Genomic DNA, 25,355 nt, shown 5'->3' on the forward strand with positions numbered 1-25,355 from the left:
AGGAACGGCGCGTTTCGGCCCCGGTCCCCACCCGGTGACCGGCGGGAAACCTTGGACTCACCCCCGGTCGGCGACGGGTGTGAGCGCGGCCGGCAACCAGCTCCCGGGGGGTGTTTCCAGCCAGCCCCGCTCGGCCGCGAGCCCGGCGGCGGCCTCGGCGAGCGCGTCCAGACCGGGATGGGTGAACCCCTTGCGCCACACCATCGCCAGGGGTGACAGCGGTACGGGCGCGACCAGCGGTCTTTTGACGCTGCCCGGCATGTCGGGAAAGTCCACGGTCACCAGCACCGGATTGCGGGTTTTGGCCATCACCCGGCGGAACTCCTCCTTGCCCACGGCCACGGGCGCGGGCGGCGCCGTCGCGATGCCCCGCCCGGCGAACAGTTCGCGGGCCAGCCCCGTCCACTCCACGGTCCTCGGGTTCCCCGCCCCGGCGTACACGGTCTCCCCCGCGAGCGCGTCCAGCGGTACCTCCTCCAGCCCGGCCAGCGGATGTCCGGCGGGCAGCAGCACCGCGAGCGGTTCGTACCGTACGGGCGCGAACGCGAGCCGGGCCCGCAGCCCCGGGTCCAGCCCGGCGGCGTACCCGAAGGACACGTCGAGGCGCCCGGCGGCGATCTCCCGGGCGGCGTGGGTGAGCCCGCTCTCGAACCGGGCCATCAGCTCGCACCCGGGGGCGAGCTCGCGGGCCCGCTCCAGCACGGTGCGGCCACTGCTGGGGCCGTCGGTGTTCAGGTCGACGAGCAGCACCCGGGGGCCGCAGAAGGCCGCGGCGAGCTCCTCGTGGGCCCCCAGCACCCGCCGGGCCGGCGGCAGCAGCCGCTCCCCGTCGGCGGTCAGCTCGACGGCCCGGGTGGTGCGTACGAACAGCACCGCGCCCAGGATCTGTTCGAGGCGCCGGACATCCCTGCTGAGCGCCTGCTGGGCGACGTACAGCCGGGCGGCGGCCCGGGTGAAGTGCAGTTCCTCCGCCACGGCCACGAAGGAGCGCAGCAGCCGGGGTTCCACGTCTCGGGACATCACGCCCGGAGACTAACAACAGGAGGCGGTCAATCGGCAAGGAACAGGTGTTGGACGCCGGTGCGGGCCCGGCCGGAACCTTGATCCATGCCCGCGACACCCACACCCCCCGCCCCCTCCCTCATGACGGTCACCGGCTCCACCCTCGTCCTCGCCGCCCCGCGGCGCCCGGCGCGCCCGCCGCGCCGCTCCCCCAAGGGCCCGTACCGGCGCCTGTTCACCCTCCCCGGCACCCGCGCCTTCACCGCCGGGAACCTCATCGCCCGCCTCCCCATGGGCATGTTCGGGATCAGCGCGGTCATGATGATCGCCGGGCAGCGCGGCTCCTACGCCCTCGCCGGCGCCGTCACCGCCACCGGCCTGGCCGCCACCGCGGTCGTCGCGCCGTTGACGGCCCGGCTCATCGACCGCCACGGGCAGGCCCGGATCGCCGTCCCCGCCACCCTGATCGCGGTCCTCGGCTCGCTCTCGCTCGTCGTGTGCGTCGCCCTGGACGCCCCCGCGTGGACCCTGTTCGCCTCGTACGCGGCGACCGCGACGACCCCCAACATCGGCGGCATGTCCCGGGCCCGCTGGACCCTGCTGCTGCGCGGCTCCCCCGGCGCGCACCACACCGCGATGTCCTTCGAGCAGGCCGCCGACGAGTTCTGCTACATGGCCGGCCCGGTCCTCGCGGCGTTCCTGTGCACCGCCGTCTTCCCGGAGGCGGGCACCCTGACCGCCGCGCTGCTGCTCCTGACCGGGATGCTGGTCTTCACCGCGCAGCGCGGCACGGAGCCGCCGCCCTCGGGCGCCCCGTCGGCCCGGCAGCCGTCCCCGCTGCGCCCGCTGCTGCCCCTGCTGGCCCTCTTCCTCTGCCTGGGCGCGGTGTTCGGCTCGATGGAGGTCACCTCGATCGCCCACCTCGACGCGCGGGGCCTGGGGGCCGCCTCCGGGCCGGTACTGGCCCTACAGGCCGCCGGATCCTGCGCGGCGGGCCTGCTCTACGGCACCCTGCGCCCGCGCGGCCTGCGGAGCTGCCTGCTCGCCATGGCGGCGGCGATGACGCTGCCGTGGGCGGCCGCGTCCACCGGCTCGCTCCCGCTGCTGGCCGGCGCGCTGCTGCTGGCGGGCATGGCGACGGCCCCGACGATGGTCACCGCCATGTCCGAGGTCCACGCCCTGGCCCCCGAGGGCCGCCTCAACGAGTCCATGACCCTGGCCGTCACCGCCATCCTCACCGGCATAGCCGCCGGCTCCGCCACCGCCGGCGCCGCCGTCGACCACCTGGGCACCACGACCCCCTACGCCCTCCCCGCGACCGCGGCCCTGCTGGCCGCCGCGACCCTCGCCACCCGCACCTCTCCGGTACAACTTTCCCGTACGAGCCAGGTACCGTAAACTCGTACCACAACCGGAGGAGCGGACCATGTCGATAAGCGCCAGTGAAGCCAGGGCGACCCTGTTCCCCTTGATCGAACGCGTCAACACCGACCACGACCCGGTGCGCATCACCTCCAAGAACGGCGACGCCGTCCTGATGTCCGCCGACGACTACGACTCCTGGCAGGAGACGGTCTACCTGCTGCGCTCCCCCGCCAACGCCCAGAGGCTGATGGAGGCCGTCGCCCGCGATCGCGACGGCGCGCCCGCGGTCACCAAGTCCATGGACGAGCTGAGGCGGTTGGCCGGAGGGGAGGAGTGAGGAGCGTTCACTTCGACCCCGCCGCCTGGGAGGACTTCCTGTTCCGGCTCTCCTCCGACCGCAAGATGGCCCGTCGGATCACCCGCCTGATCGGCGAGATCCAGCGCGACCCGTTCACCGGGATCGGCAAGCCCGAGCCTCTGAAGGGCGAACTGACCGGTTACTGGTCCCGCCGGATCGACGACGAACACCGCCTCGTCTACCGGGCGGACGACAAGGAAGTGAAGGTGCTCAAGGCCCGGTATCACTACTGACGCCGCGGGCCGGGCATGACGAAGGCCCCGCAGCCTGGGGCTGCGGGGCCTTTGCCCACATGGGGTGGTGGAGATGGCGGGAATCGAACCCGCGTCCAACGGTGCAGAAGCAGGGCTTCTCCGAGCGCAGTCCGCTACGAGTTTCTCGGCCCCGGAGATCACACGGACAAGTCTCCGACGGGCTCAGTCACTGTTTGATTTCCCTCCAGCCCCCGTGACCGGGGTTAGAGGTTTAGATCCCTAGTTGACGCCAGGATCCGGACCGGGACCACTTCCGGGCTGACGCTCCTCACAGAGGCTTCAGCTCACTGTTATTAGGCAGCGAGGGTGAAGCGGGAGTTATCGCTCTTGGAGTTGGCGATTATTTTTTGCGACATGTGGTTAGCGAGATCATTGCCGCTTCCTCGGCTCGCTTCCCCTGCATCGACATCCGCTGTCGAAACCGATCATCCCCATGTTGTTTTTTCAAAGTGCACCACCCGGGGGCGGTGCGCTGACGCCATGGTACGCGAAGTGGACCACGGGATGCCAGGTGATTACAGCTGACCGCGCTCCTTGCGCTTCACGGCCGAGATCACCCGGTTCGTCTCGCGCGTGTCCTGCTTCTCGCGCAGGGCCTGGCGCTTGTCGTACTCCTTCTTGCCCTTCGCCAGCGCGATCTCGACCTTCGCCCGGCCGTCCTTGAAGTACAGCGCGAGCGGCACGATCGTGTTGCCCGTCTCGCCGGTCTTCGAATCCAGCTTGTCGATCTCCTCGCGGTGCAGGAGGAGCTTGCGCTTGCGGCGGGCGCTGTGGTTGGTCCAGGTGCCCTGGCTGTACTCCGGCACGTGCACGTTGTAGAGCCAGGCCTCGCCGCTCTCCACCGACACGAAGCCGTCCACCAGCGAGGCACGTCCCTGGCGCAGGGACTTGACCTCGGTGCCCGTGAGCACGAGACCGCACTCGTAGGTGTCGATGATCGTGTAGTCGTGCCGCGCCTTCTTGTTCTGGGCGATCAGCTTGCGCCCTTTTTCCTTAGCCATAGTGCGGTCATTTTCGCACTACGGACCCACCCCGAGGCCACCCAATACCGTGCGGGCCCGTTCCTCGGCCTCCTCGCCGGCCGCCACGTCGGGGGTGATGCCGGCGCCGTCCAGGCTGCGGCCCCCCGGCGTGCGGTACGTACCCACCGTCAGCTCCGCCACCGAGCCGTCCGGCAGCCGCGTCGGCATCTGCACCGAGCCCTTGCCGAAGGTGCGGGTCCCGACGGCCACCGCCCGGCCGCGGTCCTGGAGGGCGCCCGTCAGCAGCTCGGCCGCGCTCATGGTGCCGCCGTCGACCAGCGCCACCAGGGGCCGCGCGGTGTCCCCGCCGCGGGCCGCGTACAGGGCCCGCTGGGTGCCCCGTACGTCGTACGTCGCCACGAGCCCGCCGTCGAGGAACGCGGAGGCGGCGGTGACCGCCTCGGTGACCAGCCCGCCCGGGTTGCCGCGCAGGTCCAGCATCAGGCGGGCGCCGGCCGGGGCCGCGCGCACGGCCGCCCGCACGCGCTCGCCGGAGCCCCGGGTGAAGGAGGCGACCTTGATGACGGTGATCCCGCCCGGGAGCTCCCGTACGGTCACGGGCTCGGCGCGCAGCTGTTCGCGCCGCAGGGTCTCGGTGAAGTCGGCGCCGTCCCGGCTGAGGGAGAGCACGGCCGGGGTGCCGGCCGCCCCGCGCAGCAGGGCCACCACGTCGGCGACGGCGAGGCCGGTCACCGCGTGCCCGTCGACGCTCAGCAGCCGGTCGCCGGCGCGCAGCCCGGCCCGGGCGGCGGGCCCGCCGGGCTGGACCCGCTCGACCTCGACGCGGCCGCCCCGGCCGCGCCCGGCCCACAGCCCGACGCCGGTCCAGCGGCCGTCGAGGTCGTCGGCGAAGGCGGCGTACTCGCCCTGGTCGTAGACGGCGCCCCAGCGGTCCCCGCTGCGGCTGACCACCTCCTGGGCGGCCTTCTTGCCGGACTTGCCCTCAGCGACGGCCTCGGCGGCGGCGCGGGCGACGGCTTCCCGGTCGGCGGTGCCGGCCGGGCGGGACGCCTCCGGCGCGGGAGCGCTCGTACGGACGGAAGGTAAGGCGGCGGCGCTGTCGGTGGCGGTGGCGGCGACACCGGTGCGGTCCCAGCATCCGGTGCTCGCCGCGGCGCCGACGGCCATGAGGAACACCCACGTCAAAACGGCCCCGCGACGCAGGTCGCGGGGCCGGGGACATCGGGCGGGCAGACCGGGCATGGCGCCGAGTCTAGGACAAGCCCCGTGCCGGTAAGGAAGGTTGACCGGACCGCGCACGGGGCGCTTGTCACACCTTCAGGTACTTGCGCAACGCGATGAAGGCCGCGAGCGAGGGCATCAGCACGCCGATGGCGAGCACCAGCGGCAGCTTGGTGAGGACGGAGTCCCAGCCGATGAAGTTGATCAGCTCCATCTTCGCGCGGAGCGCGACACCGTGGTCGATCACGAAGTACTGGCCGACGCCGAGCATGCCGCAGGCGACGACCGCGCCGATGAGGCCGGCGAACGCGGCCTCCATGATGAACGGGACCTGGATGTAGAAGCTGGAGGCACCCACGAGCCTCATGATCCCGGTCTCGCGGCGCCGGCTGAACGCCGAGACGCGCACCGTGTTGACGATCAGCAGCAGCGCGACCACCAGCATGATCAGCATGATGCCGAGGGCGGCCCAGTTGAGCGCGCTGAGCATCCCGAAGAGGTTGTCCAGCTGGTTGTGCTGGTCCTCGACCGACTGGACGCCGTCACGGCCGGCGAAGGAGCTGGTGATGACCTTGTACTTCTCGGGCTGCTTGAGCTTCACCCGGAAGGAGTCCGGCATCTGGTCCGGGGTGATCACCGAGGCCAGGGCGGTGTGGCCGAAGCGCTCCTTGTAGTGCTTGTAGGCCTCGTCGGAGGACTCGTAGTGGACCGAGTCGACGAGGTCCATCGCCTTGAGGTCGGTCTCGATGGACTTCTTCTGCTCGGCGGTCACCGCGCCCTTGGAACAGACCGCGCCCCCGCCCCCGCCGGCGGCGCCGGCCTGGCCGCTCTTGGCGTCGGCGCTGTCCTTGGCGTCGGCCTCGTTGCAGAGGTAGATCGAGACGTTGACCTTGTCGTACCAGTACCCCTTCATCGCGCTCACCTGGTCGCGCATGAGCAGGGAGCCACCGAACAGGGCCAGCGACAGGGCGACGGAGATGATGACCGCGAAGGTCATCGTGAGATTGCGACGGAGGCCGACGCCGATCTCCGACATGACGAACTGGGCGCGCATCGCGTCTCAGGGCCTTTCAGTGCTGGTAGCCGTAGACGCCGCGCGACTGGTCGCGGACGAGACGGCCCTGTTCGAGTTCGATGACGCGCTTGCGCATCTGGTCCACGATCTGCTGGTCGTGCGTGGCCATGATCACGGTGGTGCCGGTCCGGTTGATCCGGTCCAGCAGCTTCATGATCCCGACGGAGGTCTGCGGGTCGAGGTTTCCGGTGGGCTCGTCCGCGATCAGCAGGGCGGGGCGGTTGACGAAGGCGCGGGCGATGGCCACGCGCTGCTGCTCACCGCCGGAGAGCTCGCCGGGCATCCGCCCTTCCTTGCCGCCGAGGCCGACCAGCTCCAGGACCTGGGGGACGGCCTTGCGGATCTCGCCCCTCGGCTTGCCGATGACCTCCTGCGCGAAGGCGACGTTCTCGGCCACCGTCTTGTTGGGGAGGAGGCGGAAGTCCTGGAACACGGTCCCCAGCTGGCGCCGCATGTGCGGGACCTTCCAGTTGGAGAGCTTGGCGAGGTCCTTCCCCAGCACGTGCACCTGGCCGTGGCTCGCCCGCTCCTCGCGCAGCACGAGCCGCAGGAAGGTGGACTTGCCGGAGCCGGAGGAGCCGACCAGGAAGACGAACTCGCCCTTCGCGATGTCCAGGGAGACATCTCTGAGTGCGGGACGGTTCTGCTTCGGGTAGGACTTGGAGACGCTGTCGAATCGGATCACGGGTGCACCACGGTCGCCGGGAGTAGGTGTGCGTGACCCTACGCGAACGGGCGGGCAGTGGGGACCCGGCGGCCGGAGTTGCCCGATATATCCCCCGGTACCGGAGGGGCCGGACCGCGATTGCCCGGACGGGCCGCGCCGAATGTCGCGGGAGCTGGCACAGTGGTAGGGGAACGGCCTCGCTCCCCAAGCCGTTGTGTGGTGTACGAGGGGACGAGAGGAGGAGCGCATGACGTATGACCGGCTCGTGTGCGCGAACTGCGCCGCACCCGTCAGCCAGGGCCGCTGCCCGGTGTGCCGGGCGAACAGGGAGCGCCTCCAGCAGGAGGACCCCTTCACCGGCCTGAACCCCATGGCGCTCATCGTGCTTCTGGTGGTGCTGGTCGCGGCGCTGGCGCTGGTGGCCCAGCAGACCGCCTAGCGGTAGCCCGTACCCGTACGTTCCAGCTACCCGTACCCGTACGCGACAGGGCCCGGACACCCCACGGTGTCCGGGCCCTGTCGCGTACGTTCGTCCGCGTTACGCGGTCTGCTCCTGCTGCTTGCGCCAGCGGATGCCGGCTTCGAGGAAGCCGTCGATCTCGCCGTCGAGCACCGCCTGCGGGTTGCCGACCTCGAACTCCGTCCGCAGGTCCTTGACCATCTGGTACGGGTGCAGGACGTAGGAGCGCATCTGGTTGCCCCAGGAGCTGCCGCCGTCCTTGAGGGCGTCCATCCTGGCCTGCTCCTCCTGGCGGCGCCGCTCCAGCAGCTTGGCCTGGAGGACGTTCATGGCGCTGGCCTTGTTCTGGATCTGCGAGCGCTCGTTCTGGCAGGAGACCACGATGCCGGTCGGGAGGTGCGTGATGCGCACCGCCGAGTCGGTCGTGTTGACGCCCTGGCCGCCGGGGCCGGAAGCGCGGTACACGTCGATGCGCAGCTCGCCCTCGTCGATCTCGACGTGGTCGCTGGACTCGACGACCGGCAGCACCTCGACGCCCGCGAAAGAGGTCTGGCGGCGGCCCTGGTTGTCGAACGGCGAGATGCGCACGAGGCGGTGGGTGCCCTGCTCGACGGAGAGCGTGCCGTACGCGTACGGGGCCTTGACCACGAAGGTGGTCGACTTGATGCCGGCCTCTTCCGCGTACGAGGTCTCGTACACCTCGGTCGGGTAGCCGTGGCGCTCGGCCCAGCGCAGGTACATGCGCTGGAGGCGCTCGGCGAAGTCGGAGGCGTCGACGCCGCCGGCCTCGGCGCGGATGTTGACCAGGGCCTCGCGCTCGGCGTACTCGCCGGAGAGCAGGGTCCGGACCTCCATCTCGTCCAGCGCCTTGCGCACGGAGGTCAGCTCGTTCTCCGCCTCGGCGAGGGTGTCCGCGTCGTCCATCTCCTGGGCGAGCTCGAACAGCACCGCGAGGTCGTCGATGCGCCCGCGCAGGGTCTCGGTCTTGCGGACCTCGGCCTGGAGGTGCGAAAGCTTGCTCGTGATCTTCTGGGCGGCCTCCGGGTCGTCCCACAGGGACGGCGCGGCGGCCTGCTCCTCGAGCACGGCGATTTCTGCCCTCAGCTTGTCGAGGTCCAGGACGGCCTCGATCGACCCCATGGTCGAGGAGAGGGACTTCAGCTCTTCGGAAACATCGACGACTGCCACGGGTCCAGCGTAGCCGGTCGCCGGACGGCCCCGTCCGGCCCCGTCCGGCCAGGCCTGGCTCGGCCCGTTCTGACCACGGCGGGTACGGGCGTACCCTCACCGTATGACCGTTCTACTCGTGAAGCGCCGCCATGTGGACCACATGCGTGTCACCACGACGAGCTGTCTGCCGCCGGACCGAGCACGAGCCTGATCAACACCGATCCGACTTGGTCCTGTAGGCGGCCCCGCAGCCCCGGCACCACCCTTGCCGGCGGCCCTCTCCACCGCCGTCCCGACAACCCCGGGAACAGGACCCCGTGACATCCGAAACGGAGCCGTCATGCCGTCCGCGCACTCCCTCCCCGTTCTCGACCTCTCCCTGGCCGACGATCCCGCCGAGCGGACCGACTTCCTGAAGCAGCTGCACGCGGCCGCCCGGGACACCGGGTTCCTGCACCTCACCGGCCACGGGATAACCGCCGCCGAGAGCACCCGGATCCTGGAGCTGACCAAGACCTTCTTCGCGCTCCCGGAGGCCGACCGGCTGGCCGTGAGCAATCTCAACTCCCCGCACTTCCGCGGGTACACCCGGATCGGCCACGAGTTGACGGGCGGCGCCTCCGACTGGCGCGACCAGCTGGACGTGGGCGCGGAGCGGCCGGCGCCGGAGGTGGGGCCGGGCGACCCGCCGTACCTGTGGCTGGAGGGCCCGAACCAGTGGCCGCAGGCGCTGCCGGAGCTGCGGACGGTGGTACTGGAGTGGCAGTCCCGGCTGGCGGCGGTGGCGCACCGGCTGCTGCGGGAGCTGCTGACCTCGATCGGCGCGCCGGCGGACTTCTTCGACGACGCCTTCGCGGACCGGCCGCACCTGCACACGAAGCTGATCCGGTACCCGGGGTCGGCGCCGTCGGGCGCGGACCAGGGCGTGGGCGCGCACAAGGACTACGGGTTCCTCACGCTGCTGCTCCAGGACTCGGTGGGCGGGCTCCAGGTGGTCCGGGACGGGGCGTACGTGGACGTGCCGCCGCTGCCGGGGGCGTTCGTGGTGAACCTGGGCGAGCTGCTGGAGATCGCGACGGAGGGGTACCTGACGGCGACGGACCACCGCGTGGTGAGCCCGCCGGGCGCGGTGGAGCGGTACTCGGTGCCGTTCTTCTACAACCCGCGGCTGGACGCGGTCGTGGAGACCGTCCCCGGGGAGTACCTGCGCTCGGCGCCGGGCGTCGCGCACGACGCGTCGAACCCGCTCCACGCGGAGTACGGCCGCAACGAACTCAAGGGCTGGGTCCGCGCCCACCCCGCCGTGGCCCGCCGCTGGCACCCGGAACTCGTCGAATCCTGACCGGGCGCCGACGGGGCCGGTCCGCCGGCCCCGCCCGCGCTTACGGCGCGGGTCTCGCCGGGGCGGAGTTCTCGCCGTCCTGGGCGGGCGGCGGGGCCGTGTCGCCGGAGGAGGCCAGCCAGCTGCCCACCCCCACCGCCGCGACCAGCGCCACGGCGGCGGCGGACAGCGCCAGCCTCCGCTTGCGCACCGTCTCCGCCCGGTGCCGCGCCGACCCCGGCCGGTGCCCGCCGGCGGGCCTGGGCACCCGCGCCGTCCCCAGCGCGCCGCCCGCCAGCTCGTCCGGCCCCGGCACCCGCATCGACGTGTGCGTGTCCCGGTTCGAGTCCGTCGCGGACCCCGGCACCAGCGGGACCACGCCCCGCCGCCGGACCGGGTCCGCAGCGGGTTCCTCCGGCAGCTCCGGCTGCTCCGGCTCGTCCGGCTCGTCCACGTCCAGCGGCGGTATCCCCGCCAGCATCGGCAGCAGCTCCCGCAGCCGTACCGACAGCTCCGAGGCCCGCAGCCGCGAGGCCGGGGCCTTCGCCAGGCACTGCACCATCAGCTGCCACAGCTCTTCCGGGATCCCCGGCAGCGGAACGACCGTCTCCGTCACATGCCGCCGCAGCACCGCCCCCGGGTGTCCCCCGCCGAAGGGGGTGAACCCGGCGAGCAGCTCGTACAGCACCGTGGCCAGCGCGTAGATGTCCACCGCGGCCCGCGGCGGCAGCCCTTCGACGATCTCCGGCGCCAGATAGTCCGGCGTGCCGATGATCCGGGTCGTGGGCGCAGTGGTCCGCCCGCCGGAGGTCCGCCGCGGCGAGTCGATCAGCTTGGCGACGCCGAAGTCGGTCAGCAGCGCCGGGTGCGCGCCGCCGGGGCCGAGCGGGCCCTGCATGTCCAGCAGGACGTTCTCCGGCTTGACGTCCCGGTGCACCACACCGGCCGCGTGCGCGGCCGCCAGCGCGTCCGCGACGTCCGCGACGATCGCCACGGCCGCCTCGGGGGCGAGCCGCCGCTCGCGGTCGAGGCGCGTACGGAGGTCCGTACCGCGCACCAGGTCCATGACGAGGGCGAGGTCGTTGCCGTCCACGACGAGATCGCGGACGGAGACCACGTGCGGGTGTTCCAGCCCGAGCAGCGCGCTGCGCTCCTGGACGAACCGCCCCACCAGCTCCTGGTCGGACGCGAGGTCCTCGCGCAGGAGTTTGACGGCGACGGGGCCGTCAGGCCCCTCGCCCAGCCATACGGTCCCCGCGCTGCCGCGCCCCAGGATCTGGTGCGCGGTGTACCGGCTGCCGATCTTCCGTGCCACGACTGCTCCCTCAGCGGCTGGCGTACGGCACCAAAGCTACGCGGCCGAATGGGGGTTGTAGGCCAGCAGGGGCTCCGATTCGCGGCGACCTTCACTTCTGCGGGCGAAATCACGTCCCAGAAGTCGACAAATCCACGAACTCGGCGCTACGGGGTCCCCGCTCCGCTCAGGACTGGGGTCCGTCCGCGGAGTTTCCGACCGAGCTCACCCAGTCGTAGGCGTCGCTGACCCAGGTGCCCACCTGGTCCCACCAGCCCTTGCCGGTGCCGACCCACTCCTGGAGCGGGGTGAGCTCCCAGACCAGCCAGCCGGCCACGAAGAACACCAGGATCAGGACCAGGCAGCCCTTGAGGCAGCCGAGGCCCGGGATCCGCACCGGGTTGGCGCTGCGGCGGCGCGGTTCGCGCGGTTCGCGCGGCGGACGCTGCTGCGGCGGCGGAGCCTGCGGGGGCTGCTGCTGCGGCTGGCGGTACTGGGGTTGCTGGGGCTGCTGCGGCTGCTGGTACTGCTGGGGCTGGCGCTGCTGCTGGTAGTGCTGCGGAGGCGGCGGCGGGGCGTACTGCTGCTGCGGAGGCTGCTGGTACTGCGGGGGCTGCTGGGGCTGCTGCCGGTACTGCTGCTGAGGCGGGCCCTGGCGGTACTGCGGAGGCTGCTGGGGCTGCTGGGGTCGCTGCTGCGGCGGCGGGGGCGCCTGCCGCTGCGGGCGCCGGCGCAACGGGTCCTCGCTCGGGTCGAGGTACTGCATCTGGGTCTGCTCGTTGCGGTCGCGCGCGGCCCGCATCTGCGACTGCCACGGGTGCGCGGCGTCCGGCTGCCGCACGGGCGGCATCACCGAGGTCGGATCCGGCCCGGGCGCCCCGGTGCTGGGCAGCACGGTGGTGGCGTCGGCGCCGCCGACCGGCGGCAGCACGCTGGTCATCGCGTTCGGGTCGTACGCGTCCATCGGCCCGGCCGCCGCGGCGCCCGCCAGGGCGGCCCCCGGGGTCTGCGGGACGGGCGCGGGCGAGGGGTCGGGCGCGAGCAGCGCGCCGACGCCGAGCGCGGCCTCGACCTGCTCCGGCGAGGAGTGCACGCCGATGCCGGAGGCGACGACGCGCAGCCCGCGGGCCAGGTTCTCGGCGCTCGGGCGCTCGTTCGGCTCCTTGCGCAGGCAGCGCTCGATGACGGTCCACAGCGGCTCGGGCAGCGTGGACGGACGCTGCGGCTCCTCGCTGAGGTGGCGGTGGAGCACTTCGAGCGCGGTGCCGCCGGCGAACGGCGGGCGGCCGGTGACCAGCTCGTAGAGCAGGATGCCGGCGCCGTAGATGTCGACGGCGGAGGTCTGCGGACGGCCCTCGGCGGACTCGGGGGCGACGTAGGAGGGGGTGCCGACGAACTCGTGGGTGCGGGTCAGGCCCGGGGAGTCGGCGAGGCGCGCGATGCCGAAGTCGGTGAGCATCGGCTTCATCTGGCCGCCGCGCTCGTCGAGCAGGACGTTGGCGGGCTTCAGGTCGCGGTGGACCACGCCGTCGGCGTGGCTGGCGGCGAGCGCGTCCGCGATCTGGGCGGTCAGCAGCGCCGCGGCGACGGGGGTGAAGGGGCCGTTCTGCCGGATGTACTTGTGCAGGTCCGGGCCGTCGATCAGGTCCATGACCAGGGCCAGGAGGTCGCCCTCGACGACGAGGTCGCGCGTGCGCACGATGTTGGGGTGCGTCAGGCGCAGCAGGACGGAGCGCTCGCGCAGGAAGCGCATGACGATGTCCGCGTCCTGGGCCAGCTCCTCCTTGAGGACCTTGATGGCCACGGTCTCACCGGGCTGGCCGGCGACGGCCGCCTCCGCACCGGCGGTCTCACGCTGGCGGGCACGCCAGACGGTGCCCGTGGCGCCGCGTCCGAGCGGCTCCTCGAGCAGGTACTTGCTGCCGACTGGCCGCACGTCTCGCGCTCCCTGCTGTCGTCCTGCTGTGGTTCGTTTTTCCGGCCCACTCTAGGGGGTGTCCCAAGAGAAGACGCGGGGCACCAAAGGTTGGTTGCCGCACATATGTACGAAGGGTGATGTTTATGGCGTATGCCGGGGGCGATTTTCCTCGGCTTGCTGACTGAAATTGTGCGGGGAGTGGACGGGCCCGCGATCGATCAAGATCATTTCTTGTCGGGTGCCGGGCGTGTTGTCCGCGACAGGTGCGAGGATGCACCCGTACGGAACGGCCGGGACGGGAGCCCGCCTTCCGGGCAGACCTGACCGGACGAAGCGCCGTGCCGGGTGGGGGGTGATCGGGCGGCCACGCCCCTGTCGTCCCCCTGCCGGGCGCGCGCACCGCGCACCGAGCACCGCGCAGAAGGGACCGCTGACGGCGATGCAGATCCGGCTGACCGTCCTTGGGTCGCGCAGCGGCCACCAGACCGCGACCGCGCCGACGAGCTGCGACGTACTCGTCACCGCGCCCGCCGGGACCGCGCTCGCCGCGGTGGCCTCCGGGCTCGCGGCCACCGTCGGCGGGCCCGACACCGGGGGCACGGTCGTGCTGTACGCCGGGGCGGAGCGGCTCGACCCGCAGCGGCGGGTGCTGGGCGAGCCGCCGCTGGTGGACGGGGCGGTGCTGGCGCTGCACGGCCCGGTGCCGGATGTCCTGCCGGACGCGGAGGAGGGTCTGGGGACGCCCCAGCTGCACGTGGTGGCGGGGCCGGACGCGGGCGGGGTGCACCTGCTGCACCCGGGAGCGGTACGGATCGGGCGCTCCGCGGACGCGGACGTGCCGCTGGACGACCCGGACGTGTCGCGGACGCACTGCGCGGTGACGGTGATGCCGGACGGCCGGGTGGCCGTGGCGGACCTGAACTCCACGAACGGGACGACGCTGGACGGCGTGGCCGTGGGGGAACGGGCGGTGGCGCTCGCGCCGGGGGCCCTGCTCCGGGTCGGCGAATCCACCCTCCGGCTGACCGTCGGCGCGAGCATCCCGCTGCCGGTCACCCCGGACCAGGAGGGCCACCTCTCGATCCCCCCGGCCGGCCCCTCGGCCGCGAGCCGTCCGGGCGGCCCTGCCGCTCCCGGCGTCGGCCGGGGCGGCCCGTTCCCCGATGCGCGACGCGCTGACGGCTCCGCCGACGGACGGCCCGGGGGCCCTGCCGCCTCCGCCTCCGCCTTCGGCGCCGGGCGGGCGGGCGGAGCCGGGGGCGATGCCCCGGCCGCCGGTGGATACGCGGGGCCGCGGTCCGGGGCGGAGGGGTTGTTCCCCCACCCCGCCCCTTCCCGAAACGGGGGCTCCGCCCCCGGCCCCGCCTCGGGGCTCCACCCCGGAACCCCGCACCCCGACGCCTCCGGCGCGGGCCGGCACGGCGCCGCGCGACCCGCCGGCCCGGCCCGGCCCGCCAGACCCGACGCGGCCGGCCCCACTGGCCCCGCCAGACCCGACGCGGACCACTTCGCCGCGGCCCCGGAATCCGGGCCGGGGGGCGAGGGGGCGCGACGGCGGGGCATCGGGGCTTGGGCTCGGAAGTGGGTGCGGGGGGAGCAGGCCGGGCAGGCCGAGGACGTGCGGGCGGCGGCGGCAGCCGTGTCGGCGCGGCCCGCGGCCGACGATCCGGCCGCGTTGCTGCTCGCCGCGCTCGGGCCGACCCGGCGGCTGTGGTCCCGTCGCCCCGGCGCGCTCGACGTCGGCCTCGGCGCCGGCTGCCGGGTCGCGTTCCAGGACGTCGGTGCCCTCGGCGTCGCCGGACCCCGCGCCCGCCTCACCGGCGTCGCCCGCTCCGTGATCGCCCAGCTCGCCGCGCTGCACGCCCCGGCGCAGCTGGAGATCGTACTCATCAGCACGGACCGGGCCCGCGCCCTCGCGGACCGGCGCCGTGACTGGGGTTGGCTCGGCTGGCTGCCGCACCTGCGCCCCGCGCACGGCCAGGACTGCCGGCTGCTGCTCGCGTACGACCGGGACCAGGCCGCCGCGCGGACGGGGGAGCTGACCCGGCGGCTCGACGACGGTCCCCTCGGTACCGGCTGGGCGACCGCCGACCGCGCCGCCGTACGGGAGGCCGCCGCCGCGTACGAGGGCCCGTACACCCTCCTCGTCCTCGACGGCGACCCCGGCACCGGCGCGCTGCGCGATGTCACGGCCCGGCTCGCCGCCCACGGCCCCGCCGCCGGGATCCACCTGCTCTGCCTCGCCGACGCGCCGTCCGCCACCCCGGCCTCGCCGCTCGCCGAGACGTACGAGACCGCCTGCGCGAGCACCCCCGCCTTCCGGGAGTGCGGCGCGGTCGCCCTGCTCAGCGGGGACGTCGCCACGGCCGTACGGATCTTCGCGGTCAGCGGCGGCCTGCCGGTGCCGCCCGGCGAGACCGCCACCGCCGACGCCGTCTCCGCCGCCTGGGCGGAGCGGTTCGCCCGCGCCCTCGCGCCGCTGCGGGCCGACGCCTCGCAGGCGGAGCCGTCCCGGACCGTCGCGGCCGCGCTCCCGCAGACCGCGCGGCTGCTGGACGAGCTGGGGCTGGCCCGGGCCACCCCCGCGTCCCTGATGGCCCGTTGGGCGGCGGCGACCGAGCAGGGCCAGGGCGTCGGCGGCCTCGTCGAGGTCGTCCTCGGCGCCGGCCGGCGCGGCCCCGTCGGTGCCGAGCTGGTCCACGACGGCCCGCACCTGCTCATCGAGGGCCCCGCCGGCAGCGGCCGTACGGAGCTGCTGCGTTCGGTCGCCGCCTCCCTGGCCGCCGCGGCCCGCCCCGACCGGCTCGGCCTCGTCCTCCTCGACGGCGCGGGCGGCGAGCGCGGTGACGGGCTGCGCCCCTGCACCGACCTGCCGCACGTCTCGGCGCACCTCGTGGCTTCGGACCCCTTGCGCATGCGGGAGTTCGCGCAGGCCCTCGGCGCCGAGCTGAGGCGCCGCGCGGAGCTCCTCGACGGGGTGCCGTTCGCGGAGTGGCACGCCCACCGCGAGGCCGGCGACCGGATGGTCGCGCCCCGCCGGCCCACCTCCGGTGAGCTGCGCGGTGATCTGGAGCCGCAGCGCACCGGAACGCTCCGGCTGCGTTCGGCCGCTTTCCGTACGGAGCCGGCCGCGGGGCCGAGTCCGCTGCCCCGTCTGGTGGTGCTGGTCGACGACCTCGACGCACTGGTCGCGCCCGGGCTCGGCAGCATGGGCCGGCCCGCCGCCGGTTCGGTGGTCCGCGCCCTGGAGGCGGTGGCCCGTGACGGTGTCCGGCTCGGCGTGCACCTGGTGGCGACCAGCGCCCGGCCGGACCGGACGGCGGACACCGAACTCGCCCGGCTGACGGCCCTGCGGGTCGAGCTGGACGCCCCCGACCAGCCGGGTCCCGGCCGCGGCCGGCTGCTGCGCGCCGACGGCTCCGCGGTGCCGTTCCAGGGCGGCCGGGTCACCGGCCGGATCCCGCGCACCGCGACGCTGCGGCCGACGGTGGTCCCGGTGGAGTGGGAGCGAATGGGTGATCCTCCGGCCCGTCGGCCGGTGCGCGAGCTGGGCAACGGCCCGACGGACCTGGCGCTGCTGGCCAGTGCCCTGGACCGGGCCGCGCACCTGGTCTCGGCGATACCCGTGCTGTTCCCGGCCGCCCCGTAGGCCCTTTCGGGCCACCCGGATCCCGTGACGCGGTATTGCGGGGGCGCACCGCTCGGCGTAGACCTTGTGGCACGGGACACACCACGGGCAGCGGACAGGCATCGGGGGCGCAACCATGCGCGGTCGGCAGGGAACGGGCCGTACGACGGACCGGACGACAGGCGGGTCGGCGGGCGGCGCCGCGGGCCGGGGCCACGGCCCCGCCACGGGCCGCAGCAGCGCGAAGCGGCGTACGAGGGCCCGCGCCAGGGCCCGTACCTGGGCGGCCCTCGCCGCGGCGGGCGCGCTGGCGCTCACCGGGTGCGGGGACGGCGGCGACAAGAAGGCCGACCCGCCCGGCGGTGCGACACCGGCCGGACGGCGGGTGGAGTTACCGAAGCTGCCCGGCGAGAAGCTGGAGGTGGCGGCGGTCTGGACGGGCCCCGAGCAGGAGAACTTCACCAAGGTCCTGAAGGAGTTCGAGAAGCGCACGGGCGCCACGGTCACCTTCGTCCCGGCGCAGGACCCGATCGTCACCTTCCTCGGCACGAAGATCGCGGGCGGCGCCCCGCCGGACGTGGCGCTGCTCCCGCAGGTCGGCGCGCTGGTGTCGGCGGTGGAGAAGAAGTGGGCGCAGCCGGTGGGGCCGGAGGCGCAGGCGCAGCTGAACGCCAATTACGGCGAGGGCTGGAAGAAGCTGGGCGTGGTCGACGGCACCCAGTACGGCGTGTACTACAAGGCCGCCAACAAGTCGCTGGTCTGGTACAACGCGAAGGCGTTCGAGGCGGCGGGGGTCCAGCCGCCGAAGACGTGGAAGGAACTGCTGGAGGTGGCCGACACGCTGTCCGCGTCGGGCACTCCGGCGGTGTCGGTGGCCGGCGCGGACGGCTGGACCCTGACCGACTGGTTCGAGAACGTCTACCTCTCGCAGGCGGGTCCGCAGAAGTACGACCAGCTGGCGAAGCACCAGATCAAGTGGACGGACGACAGCGTCAAGCAGGCGCTGACCACGCTCGGCCAGCTGTTCGGCCGCAAGGACTTCCTGGCGGGCGGTCAGAGCGGTGCGCTGTCGACGGAGTTCCCGAAGTCGGTGACGCAGACCTTCACCGGCGGCGACCGGCCGGCGGCGGCGATGGTCTTCGAGGGTGACTTCGTGGGGGTGAACATCGCGCAGACGGAGGCGAAGGTGGGCGAGGACGCCCTGGTCTTCCCGTTCCCGGCGGTGGGTGCCAAGGCGCCGGTGGTCTCGGGCGGTGACGTGGCGGTCGCCCTGAAGCCGTCGAAGGGCGCGCAGGCGCTGCTGACGTTCCTGGCGTCGCCGGACGCGGCTGAGATCCAGGCCCGCGAGGGCGGGTTCGTCTCGCCGAACAAGGCGGTGGATCCGGGTGCCTATCCGAACGCGATCCAGCGGGACATCGCGAAGTCGCTGATCGCGGCGGGCGACGATTTCCGCTTCGACATGTCGGACCAGGCGCCGGCGGGCTTCGGCGGGACGCCGGGCGCGGGCGAGTGGAAGGCGCTCCAGGACTTCCTGGCGAACCCGTCGGACGTGGCGGGGGCGCAGGCGAAACTGGAGGCGGAAGCGGCCAAGGCCTACGGGGGCTGATCCGGTGGCGGCCACGGCTTCGCCGAAGTCCGCCGAGGTCCGGCGCCGCCGCCTGGTCGCGGCGGCGTTCCTCCTCCCGGCGCTCGTCCTGCTCGGCGCGCTCGTCGTGCAGCCCATCGGCTACTCGGTGTACCGGAGCCTGTTCGACCGCTCCGGCGGCACCTTCGTCGGCGGGGACAACTACCTGGAGATGCTGCGCGACGACTCGATCCGTACGGCCCTGCGGAACACGGCGCTGTGGGTGGTGCTGGCGCCGACGACGGCGACCGCGCTGGGTCTGATCTTCGCGGTGCTGATCGAACGGGTGCGCTGGGGCACGGCGTTCAAGCTGCTCGTGTTCATGCCGATGGCGATCTCGATGCTGGCGGCGGGCATCATCTTCCGGCTCGTCTACGACCACGATCCGCACCGGGGCGTCGCGAACGCCGTCTGGGTCGGGGTGCACGACACCTTCGCGGAGTCCTCGGCGTTCCCGAAGGCCCGGCCGGGGCGGGACTCTCCGCTGGTCCCGGCCGACGGGGGCGCCTTCGTGACGCGTGATCCCGTACGGGCGGGGGTGCCGGTGCTGCTGCCGCTGGTCGGGGTGGCTGCGGAGGCGCTGCCGGAGGGGACCCGTCCGGCGAAGCCGGCCGGCGCCGAGCCCGGCCGGGTCACCGGCACGGCCTGGCAGGACTTCACCCGGGGCGGCGGGGGCCGTACGAACACGGTCGACCCGGCCGAGTCCGCGTACGCCGGGATGCGGATCGAGGCGGTCAAGGGCGGCCGGGTCATCGACGCGGCGACGGCCCGCGCCGACGGCACCTTCACGCTGTCCGCGAAGGCCGACGGGGCGCTGCTGCGGCTGCCCGCCTCGAACTTCCGGGAGGCGTACTCGGGGGTGGAGTGGCTCGGTCCGACGCTGGTCACCCCGGCGATCATCGGGGCGTACGTGTGGATGTGGTCCGGGTTCGCGATGGTGCTGATCGGGGCCGGGCTGGCGGCCGTACCGAGGGAGCTGCTGGAGGCGGCGCGGGTGGACGGGGCGGGCGAGTGGCAGGTGTTCCGCCGGATCACGGTGCCGCTGCTGGCGCCGGTGCTGGCGGTGGTGCTGGTCACGCTCGTCATCAACGTGATGAAGATCTTCGACCTGGTCTTCGTGATCGCGCCGGGCGCGGTGCAGGACGACGCGAACGTCCTGGCGTTCCAGCTGTACCGCACCTCGTTCGGGACGAACGCGGATCCGGGGCTGGGCAGTGCCATCGCGGTGCTGCTGCTGGCGCTGGTGGCGCCGGTCATGCTCTACAACATCCGCCGGATGCGCCGGGAGGCCCGCCGATGAACACGGTGCGCGGATGGGCCGCGCGGGCGGGCGGCGGCGCCCTGCGGATCTTCCTGGTCCTGGCGGCCCTGTTCTGGCTGCTGCCCACGCTCGGGCTGCTGATCTCCTCGTTCCTCTCCCCCACCGAGCTGAACGAGGGCGGCTGGTGGAGGGCGCTGACGGCTCCGTCGAGGCTGACGGCCGACAACTACGGGCGGCTGCTGGCCAACGACACCATCACGGGTTCGCTGCTGAGCACGGTGGCGATCGCGGTCCCGGCGACGCTGCTGGTCCTGGTGCTGGGCTCGCTCGCCGGGTACGCGTTCGCGTGGCTGGAGTTCCCGGGCCGGGACTGGCTGTTCCTGATCGTCGTGGGGCTGCTGGTGGTTCCCGTCCAGGTGGCGCTGATCCCGGTGTCCAAACTCTTCGGGACCATCGGCCTGTTCGAGACGACGGCGGGGGTGGTGCTGTTCCACACCGCGTTCGGGCTGCCGTTCGCGGTGTTCCTGCTGCGGAACTTCTTCGCGCAGATCCCGCGGGAGCTGCTGGAGGCGGCCCGGCTCGACGGGGCGGGTGAACTGCGGCTGTTCGCGCGGGTGGTGCTGCCGCTGGGCGGTCCGGCGATCGCCTCGCTCGGCATCTTCCAGTTCCTGTGGGTGTGGAACGACATGCTGGTGGCGCTGGTCTTCGCGGACTCGGCGAACCCGCCGATCACGGTGGCGCTCCAGCAGCAGGTCCGGCAGTTCGGCAACAACATCGACGTGCTGGCGCCGGGCGCGTTCCTGTCGATGGCCGTGCCGCTGGTCGTCTTCTTCTCGTTCCAGCGGCAGTTCGTCTCGGGGGTGATGGCCGGAGCGATCAAGTGACGGCGCCGACACCCCTGTTGATCATGCGGTTGACGTGCGGAGTTGACGCTGTGCAACCCGAACGGTGCGCGGGGCGTAACCCGAACGCCACACCGGGGGTTCCTGGTGGACATGCCCGCGCCGACCCCTGGATGTGCCGTGCCCCGGTTCAGCGTCATCGTGCCCGCGTACAAGGTCCAGGCGTACCTCCAGGAGAGTCTGGACTCGGTCCTGACCCAGTCGTACGCGGATCTGGAACTGATCGCGGTCGACGACGCCTCCCCGGACGCCTGCGGTTCGATCATCGACGACCACGCGGCCCGCGACCCCCGGGTCACGGGCGTGCACCTGGCGCACAACCTGGGGCTGGGGCCGGCCCGCAACGCGGGTCTGGCCCGGGCCACCGGCGACTACCTGGTCTTCCTCGACGGAGACGACACCCTCGCCCCAGGCGCTCTCCAGGCCATCGCCGACCGCCTCAAGGCCACCGGCTCCCCCGATGTCCTCGTCTACGACTACGCGCGCACCTTCTGGACCGGCGAGACCGTCCGCAACAGCCTCGCGCACCGGCTCACCGAGGACGGCCCGGCCAGCTTCCGCCTCACCGACCGGCCGGCGCTGCTCGGCATGCTGATGGTGGTGTGGAACAAGGCGTACCGCCGCGAGTACGTGGAGCGCGAGGGGCTCGAATTCCCGCCCGGCTTCTACGAGGACACCCCCTGGACCTATCCCGCCCTGCTGGCGGCGGAGTCCGTGGCCGTCCTCGACCGGGTCTGCGTCCACTACCGCCAGCGCCGGACGGGCTCGATCCTGACCACCTCCACCCGCCGCCACCTCGACGTCTTCGACCAGTACGACCGGGTCTTCGGCCGGCTCGCCACCCGCCCCGAGCTGGAGCGCTGGCGCCCCGCGCTGCACCGCAGGATGGCCGAGCACTTCTGCGCCCTGTACGCCGATCCGCGCCGCCTGCCGCGCGCGAGCCGGGCGGAGTTCTTCCGCCGGGCCTCCCTGCTGCTGCGGCGCTACCGGCCGGCGGGCGGCCACGGCGCGGCGCCGGCCCCGGCGCCGGCGCCGTCCCGGACGGACCGGGTGCGGCACGCGCTGATGCGGCTCGGGCTGCGGCACGCCTACCGGGCGCTGTCGGCGGGCCGCGCGGTCGCGCTGGCGGCGGCCCGGACGGGGGTGTCCGCGGGGCGGGGGCTGCGGGAGGCGGCGCTGCGGCTGCACTACCGCGTCCAGCGGCTGCTCCCGCTGTGGCCGGAGCTGGCGGTGTTCTCCGCGTACTGGCACGGCGGCTACGCCTGCAATCCGGCGGCGATCGAGGCCAAGCTGCGGGAGCTGGCGCCACGGATGCGGACGGCGTGGATCTGCGACCCGGCCCACGCGGACACGCTGCCCCCGGAGACGGCCGTGGTGCGCCCGGGCTCGGCCGCGTACTGGACGGCCCTCGCGCGGGCCGCGTACCTGGTGACCAACGTCAACTTCGACCGGGCCCTCGTCAAGCGGCCGGGGCAGATCCTGCTGCAGACCCAGCACGGCACCCCGCTCAAACGGGTCGGCCTGGACCTCCTGGACCGCCCGGCGGCGACGCCGACGACGGACTTCGCGGGGCTGCTGCGCGGCGCCGACCAGTGGGACTTCCTGCTGTCCGCGAACCGCCACTCGACGCTGGTGTGGGAGAAGGCGGTCCCGTCCTCGTACACGACGCTGGAGTACGGCTACCCGCGCAACGACGTCTTCCACAGCGCCACCCGCGCGGACGTCCTGGAGCTCCGCGAGCGCCTCGGCATCCCGGTGGGCACGGTGGCGATCCTGTACGCCCCCACGCACCGCGACTACCGGCGCAGCCGGCCGGAGCACCTGGACTTCGAGCGGGTGCTGCGCGACCTGGGGCCGCGGTTCACGATCCTGACGCGGACGCACCTGACGTACGCGGACACGGCCTCGCCGCACGAGGCACGGCCGCGGCTCGTGGACGTCTCCTCCTACCCGTCGGTGGAGGAACTCTGTCTGGCCTCGGACGCGTTGGTGACGGACTATTCGTCGCTGATGTTCGACTACGCCTCGCTGGACCGGCCGATCGTGATCCACGCGGACGACTGGGAGGCGTACGAGGCCGCCCGCGGCACGTACTTCGACCTGCGGGCCTGTCCGCCGGGGGCGATCGCCCGGAGCGAGGACGAGCTGGTGGACATCTTCGCCACGGGCCACTGGCAGGGCTCCCGCTCGGCGCAGCTGCGCGCCGCGTTCCGGGCCCGGTTCTGCTCCCATGACGACGGCCACGCGGCCGAGCGGGTGGTCCGCCGCGTCTTCCTCGGCCAGCCGGGTCCGGTCCCGGCGGTGATCCCCCTCGAAGACCGCCACCCGGCGCCGCCGTGCTCCCCGGAGCTCACGCCGGCCCGCCTCGCGTAGGGCCTAAGCGGTACGGGAGTTCTTCAGGCCGGCGACGACCGAGCGGGCCAGGTCGTCCAGGTAGGGCGCCGGGACGGGTTCGCGGACGACCACCTGGCGCCAGTACAGCGGCCCGATCGCCAGGTCGAGGGCGCGCGCCGCGTCCACGCCGGCCGGGAGTTCACCGCGCGCGACCGCGTCGGTGAGGATGCCCTCCGCCATCCGGCGCTCCCCGTCCAGCAGGGCGCCGCGCACCGCGTCCGCGATCTCCGGGTTCCGGGCCGCCTCGACGAGCAGGTCGGGGATCACCGCCGAGGCCACCGGGTGCCGCAGCACGTGTGACATGACCTCCAGCAGCGCCCGTACGTCGCCGTACAGGGACCCGGTGGCCGGCACCGGCAGCCCGTCCGCCGCGAAGGCGCCCACCAGGTCCAGCACCAGGTGCAGCTTCGACTTCCAGCGCCGGTACACGGCCGTCTTGCCGACCCCGGCGCGCCTCGCGATGCCCTCGATGGACATCCGGGAGAACCCGACGGCGGCCAGTTCCTCCAGCACGGCCGCCCGGATCGCCTCGGTGACGTCCTCGCGCAGGACGGCGGCCCCGGCGGGGGCGCGGCGGGAGGGGGCGGGGGCGGGGTCCGTGGTCATGCACCGAGCATAACCGGGCACGCCGTCACCCACCCGTCACGACGATACGGTTGCGTTCCGTCGTGGCGCGCCCTAATCTCGCCGTAGCGACGATACGGACCCGTTCCGTCGTAGAAGCCCCTGGAAGACCGTGGAAGACCGCAGAAAGGGGCGCCGCCCCGTGACCGTTCCCACCGCGCCCGCCCGGCCCCGGCCGCCGGAACCGGGCCGCCCGAAGGACCGGACCGCCCCGGCGGACCCCGCCGCCCTGGCCGCGGCCCACGGCCTGACCATCAGCGGCGCCCGGCCGTCCCTGCCCCGCTACATCGCCGCGCTCTGGGGCCGGCGCCACTTCGTGACCGCGTACGCCACCGCCCGGATGCACGCCACGTACAGCACGGCCAGGCTCGGCCAGCTCTGGCACCTGGCGACCCCGCTGCTCAACGCCGCCGTCTACTACTTCATCTTCGGCGTCGTCATGAACGCCAGCCACAACGTCCCGGACTACGTCCCGTTCCTGCTCACCGGCATCTTCGTCTGGGACTTCATCGGCAGCTCCGTCAACGCCGGCACCCGCGCCATCCACGGCAACCTCGGCCTGGTCCGCGCCCTGCACTTCCCCCGCGCCAGCCTGCCCCTCTCCACCGTCATCCAGCTCTTCCAGCAGCTGCTCGTCACCATGGGCACCCTGGTCGTCCTGCTGCTCGCCCTCGGCCAGACCCCGGGCCCCTCCTGGCTGCTGGCCTTCCCGACCCTGTTCCTGACGGCCGTCTTCTGCGCGGGCTGCGCCCTCGTCATGGCCCGGATCGGCAGCAAGAGCCCGGACGTCAGCCAGCTGATGCCGTTCGTCCTGCGCACCTGGATGTACTCCTCGGGCGTCATGTGGTCCATCGACAAGGTGCTGAAGCGGGACGACCTCCCGCACTGGGTGGCGCCGGCCCTCAAGGCCAACCCGGCGGCCGTCTACATCGACCTGATGCGCTTCTCGCTGATCGACAGCTTCACCGCCCGCTCGCTCCCGCACCACGTGTGGCCGCTCGCCATCGGCTGGGCGCTGCTCGCGGGCGCCGGCGGGTTCCTCTACTTCTGGAAGGCCGAGGAGGAGTACGGCCGTGGCTGATCCCACCGTCATCGCGGACGACGTCCACGTCGTCTACAAGGTCCACGCCGGCGGCCGCAAGGGCGGCGCCACCGCCGCCCTCGGCCGGGTCTTCTCCCGCCGCCCCGCCCCCGGCGTGCGCGAGGTGCACGCCGTCAGGGGCGTCAGCTTCACCGCGTACAAGGGCGAGGCCATCGGCCTCATCGGTACGAACGGCTCCGGGAAGTCCACCCTGCTCAAAGCCATCGCCGGCCTCCAGCCGGTGGCCCGCGGCCGGGTCTACTCGCAGGGCCGGCCCTCCCTGCTCGGGGTGAACGCCGCCCTGATGAACGACCTGTCCGGCGAGCGCAACGTCATCCTCGGCGGCCTCGCGATGGGGATGTCCCGCGGGCAGATCCGCGAGCGCTACCAGGGCATCGTCGACTTCTCCGGGATCAACGAGAAGGGCGACTTCATCTCGCTGCCGATGCGGACGTACTCCTCCGGCATGGGCGCCCGGCTGCGCTTCTCGATCGCCGCCGCCAAGGACCACGACGTCCTGATGATCGACGAGGCCCTCGCCACCGGTGACGCGGCCTTCCAGCGCCGCAGCCAAAAACGCGTCGAGGAGCTCCGCGAGCGCGCCGGCACCGTCTTCCTCGTCAGCCACGGCATCGCCACCGTCCGCGCCACCTGCGACCGGGCGATCTGGCTGGAGTCGGGGGTGCTGCGCATGGACGGCCCCGCCGCCGAGGTCTGCGAGGCGTACGAGGCCTTCACCCGCCGGGCCTGACC

Annotated in this window: 21 protein-coding genes and 1 other RNA gene; 12 read left to right on the forward strand and 10 right to left on the reverse strand. The window is 73.2% G+C overall.

Features of this window, described 5'->3' with window-relative positions; genetic code table 11:
• Positions 1 to 57: 57 nt before the first annotated feature.
• Entirely contained in the window at positions 58 to 1,020 is a 963-nt protein-coding gene (locus tag EES41_RS14695; RefSeq protein WP_123078666.1) for a LysR family transcriptional regulator, read from the reverse strand.
• A gap of 87 nt (positions 1,021 to 1,107) precedes the next feature.
• Between EES41_RS14695 and EES41_RS14700 the strand changes: the two genes are divergently transcribed.
• From EES41_RS14700 to EES41_RS14710, 3 genes are read left to right on the forward strand one after another with little or no spacing between them, the layout of a single operon-like run.
• A complete protein-coding gene (locus EES41_RS14700) occupies positions 1,108 to 2,400 on the forward strand; it encodes an MFS transporter (protein ID WP_254211447.1) in 1,293 nt (430 codons plus the stop codon).
• Positions 2,401 to 2,428: 28 nt separating this feature from the next.
• A complete protein-coding gene (locus tag EES41_RS14705; RefSeq protein ID WP_123078668.1) occupies positions 2,429 to 2,704 on the forward strand; it encodes a type II toxin-antitoxin system Phd/YefM family antitoxin in 276 nt (91 codons plus the stop codon).
• Positions 2,701 to 2,958: a Txe/YoeB family addiction module toxin gene (locus tag EES41_RS14710; RefSeq protein WP_008743447.1), complete on the forward strand. Its 258-nt coding sequence runs from the start codon at positions 2,701 to 2,703 to the stop codon at positions 2,956 to 2,958. The genes EES41_RS14705 and EES41_RS14710 overlap by 4 nt, the downstream gene beginning before the upstream one ends.
• Before the next feature lie 65 nt (positions 2,959 to 3,023).
• On the opposite strand, the gene ssrA is transcribed toward EES41_RS14710, so the two are convergent.
• The 5 genes from ssrA to ftsE all read right to left on the reverse strand — a co-directional run bounded on the left by ssrA (position 3,024) and on the right by ftsE (position 6,943).
• Positions 3,024 to 3,412: a transfer-messenger RNA gene (gene ssrA, locus EES41_RS14715) on the reverse strand.
• A gap of 82 nt (positions 3,413 to 3,494) precedes the next feature.
• Entirely contained in the window at positions 3,495 to 3,980 is a 486-nt protein-coding gene (smpB, locus tag EES41_RS14720) for an SsrA-binding protein SmpB (RefSeq protein WP_008743446.1), read from the reverse strand.
• Between the two features lie 18 nt (positions 3,981 to 3,998).
• Positions 3,999 to 5,204 carry a S41 family peptidase gene (locus EES41_RS14725; protein WP_123078670.1) on the reverse strand — a complete coding sequence of 402 codons (1,206 nt, stop codon included), beginning with the start codon at positions 5,202 to 5,204 and terminating at the stop codon, positions 3,999 to 4,001.
• 67 nt (positions 5,205 to 5,271) lie between these two features.
• A complete protein-coding gene (gene ftsX / locus EES41_RS14730; protein ID WP_123078672.1) occupies positions 5,272 to 6,237 on the reverse strand; it encodes a permease-like cell division protein FtsX in 966 nt (321 codons plus the stop codon).
• Positions 6,238 to 6,253: 16 nt separating this feature from the next.
• Complete coding sequence (gene ftsE, locus EES41_RS14735) at positions 6,254 to 6,943, reverse strand: cell division ATP-binding protein FtsE (protein WP_008743441.1); 690 nt, start codon at positions 6,941 to 6,943, stop codon at positions 6,254 to 6,256.
• Between the two features lie 229 nt (positions 6,944 to 7,172).
• On the opposite strand from ftsE, the gene EES41_RS14740 reads away from it, so the two are divergent.
• A complete protein-coding gene (locus EES41_RS14740) occupies positions 7,173 to 7,364 on the forward strand; it encodes a hypothetical protein (RefSeq protein WP_123078674.1) in 192 nt (63 codons plus the stop codon).
• A gap of 99 nt (positions 7,365 to 7,463) precedes the next feature.
• On the opposite strand, the gene prfB is transcribed toward EES41_RS14740, so the two are convergent.
• Positions 7,464 to 8,573: a peptide chain release factor 2 gene (gene prfB / locus EES41_RS14745; protein WP_123078676.1), complete on the reverse strand. Its 1,110-nt coding sequence runs from the start codon at positions 8,571 to 8,573 to the stop codon at positions 7,464 to 7,466.
• Between the two features lie 322 nt (positions 8,574 to 8,895).
• Here prfB and EES41_RS14750 point away from each other — a divergent pair, with 322 nt between their 5' ends.
• Complete coding sequence (locus EES41_RS14750; RefSeq protein ID WP_123078678.1) at positions 8,896 to 9,897, forward strand: isopenicillin N synthase family oxygenase; 1,002 nt, start codon at positions 8,896 to 8,898, stop codon at positions 9,895 to 9,897.
• 40 nt (positions 9,898 to 9,937) lie between these two features.
• Here EES41_RS14750 and EES41_RS14755 read toward each other — a convergent pair whose 3' ends face one another.
• Both EES41_RS14755 and EES41_RS14760 read right to left on the reverse strand, forming a co-directional pair.
• Positions 9,938 to 11,191, reverse strand: coding sequence for a serine/threonine-protein kinase (locus tag EES41_RS14755; RefSeq protein ID WP_123078680.1), 1,254 nt, complete (start codon positions 11,189 to 11,191; stop codon positions 9,938 to 9,940).
• Between the two features lie 166 nt (positions 11,192 to 11,357).
• Positions 11,358 to 13,106: a serine/threonine-protein kinase gene (locus EES41_RS14760; RefSeq protein WP_123078682.1), complete on the reverse strand. Its 1,749-nt coding sequence runs from the start codon at positions 13,104 to 13,106 to the stop codon at positions 11,358 to 11,360.
• Positions 13,107 to 13,527: 421 nt separating this feature from the next.
• Here EES41_RS14760 and EES41_RS14765 point away from each other — a divergent pair, with 421 nt between their 5' ends.
• From EES41_RS14765 to EES41_RS14785, 5 genes are all read left to right on the forward strand, one after another.
• On the forward strand, positions 13,528 to 16,737 hold the full coding sequence (locus EES41_RS14765; protein WP_123078684.1) for an FtsK/SpoIIIE domain-containing protein: 3,210 nt from the start codon (positions 13,528 to 13,530) through the stop codon (positions 16,735 to 16,737).
• Between the two features lie 115 nt (positions 16,738 to 16,852).
• Positions 16,853 to 18,322 (forward strand): ABC transporter substrate-binding protein, encoded by a 1,470-nt coding sequence (locus EES41_RS14770; protein WP_123078686.1) that lies wholly within the window; start codon positions 16,853 to 16,855, stop codon positions 18,320 to 18,322.
• Positions 18,323 to 18,326: 4 nt separating this feature from the next.
• A complete protein-coding gene (locus tag EES41_RS14775) occupies positions 18,327 to 19,640 on the forward strand; it encodes a carbohydrate ABC transporter permease (RefSeq protein ID WP_123078688.1) in 1,314 nt (437 codons plus the stop codon).
• Positions 19,637 to 20,485, forward strand: a complete 849-nt coding sequence (locus tag EES41_RS14780; protein WP_123078690.1) for a carbohydrate ABC transporter permease — start codon at positions 19,637 to 19,639, stop codon at positions 20,483 to 20,485. The genes EES41_RS14775 and EES41_RS14780 overlap by 4 nt, the downstream gene beginning before the upstream one ends.
• A gap of 138 nt (positions 20,486 to 20,623) precedes the next feature.
• The gene (locus EES41_RS14785) at positions 20,624 to 22,876 is read left to right on the forward strand and encodes a bifunctional glycosyltransferase family 2 protein/CDP-glycerol:glycerophosphate glycerophosphotransferase (protein WP_123078692.1); all 2,253 of its coding nucleotides are present in this window, start codon (positions 20,624 to 20,626) and stop codon (positions 22,874 to 22,876) included.
• A gap of 3 nt (positions 22,877 to 22,879) precedes the next feature.
• Here the strand turns inward: EES41_RS14785 and EES41_RS14790 are convergent, their stop codons facing one another.
• Positions 22,880 to 23,503 carry a TetR/AcrR family transcriptional regulator gene (locus tag EES41_RS14790; protein WP_073778426.1) on the reverse strand — a complete coding sequence of 208 codons (624 nt, stop codon included), beginning with the start codon at positions 23,501 to 23,503 and terminating at the stop codon, positions 22,880 to 22,882.
• Positions 23,504 to 23,750: 247 nt separating this feature from the next.
• Between EES41_RS14790 and EES41_RS14795 the strand changes: the two genes are divergently transcribed.
• Both EES41_RS14795 and EES41_RS14800 read left to right on the forward strand, forming a co-directional pair.
• Positions 23,751 to 24,602: an ABC transporter permease gene (locus tag EES41_RS14795; RefSeq protein WP_254211761.1), complete on the forward strand. Its 852-nt coding sequence runs from the start codon at positions 23,751 to 23,753 to the stop codon at positions 24,600 to 24,602.
• Positions 24,595 to 25,353: an ABC transporter ATP-binding protein gene (locus tag EES41_RS14800; protein ID WP_123078696.1), complete on the forward strand. Its 759-nt coding sequence runs from the start codon at positions 24,595 to 24,597 to the stop codon at positions 25,351 to 25,353. The genes EES41_RS14795 and EES41_RS14800 overlap by 8 nt, the downstream gene beginning before the upstream one ends.
• The last annotated feature ends 2 nt before the right edge of the window (positions 25,354 to 25,355 follow it).

The sequence above is a fragment of the Streptomyces sp. ADI95-16 genome, from assembly GCF_003721495.1.
Lineage (GTDB): Bacteria > Actinomycetota > Actinomycetes > Streptomycetales > Streptomycetaceae > Streptomyces > Streptomyces goshikiensis.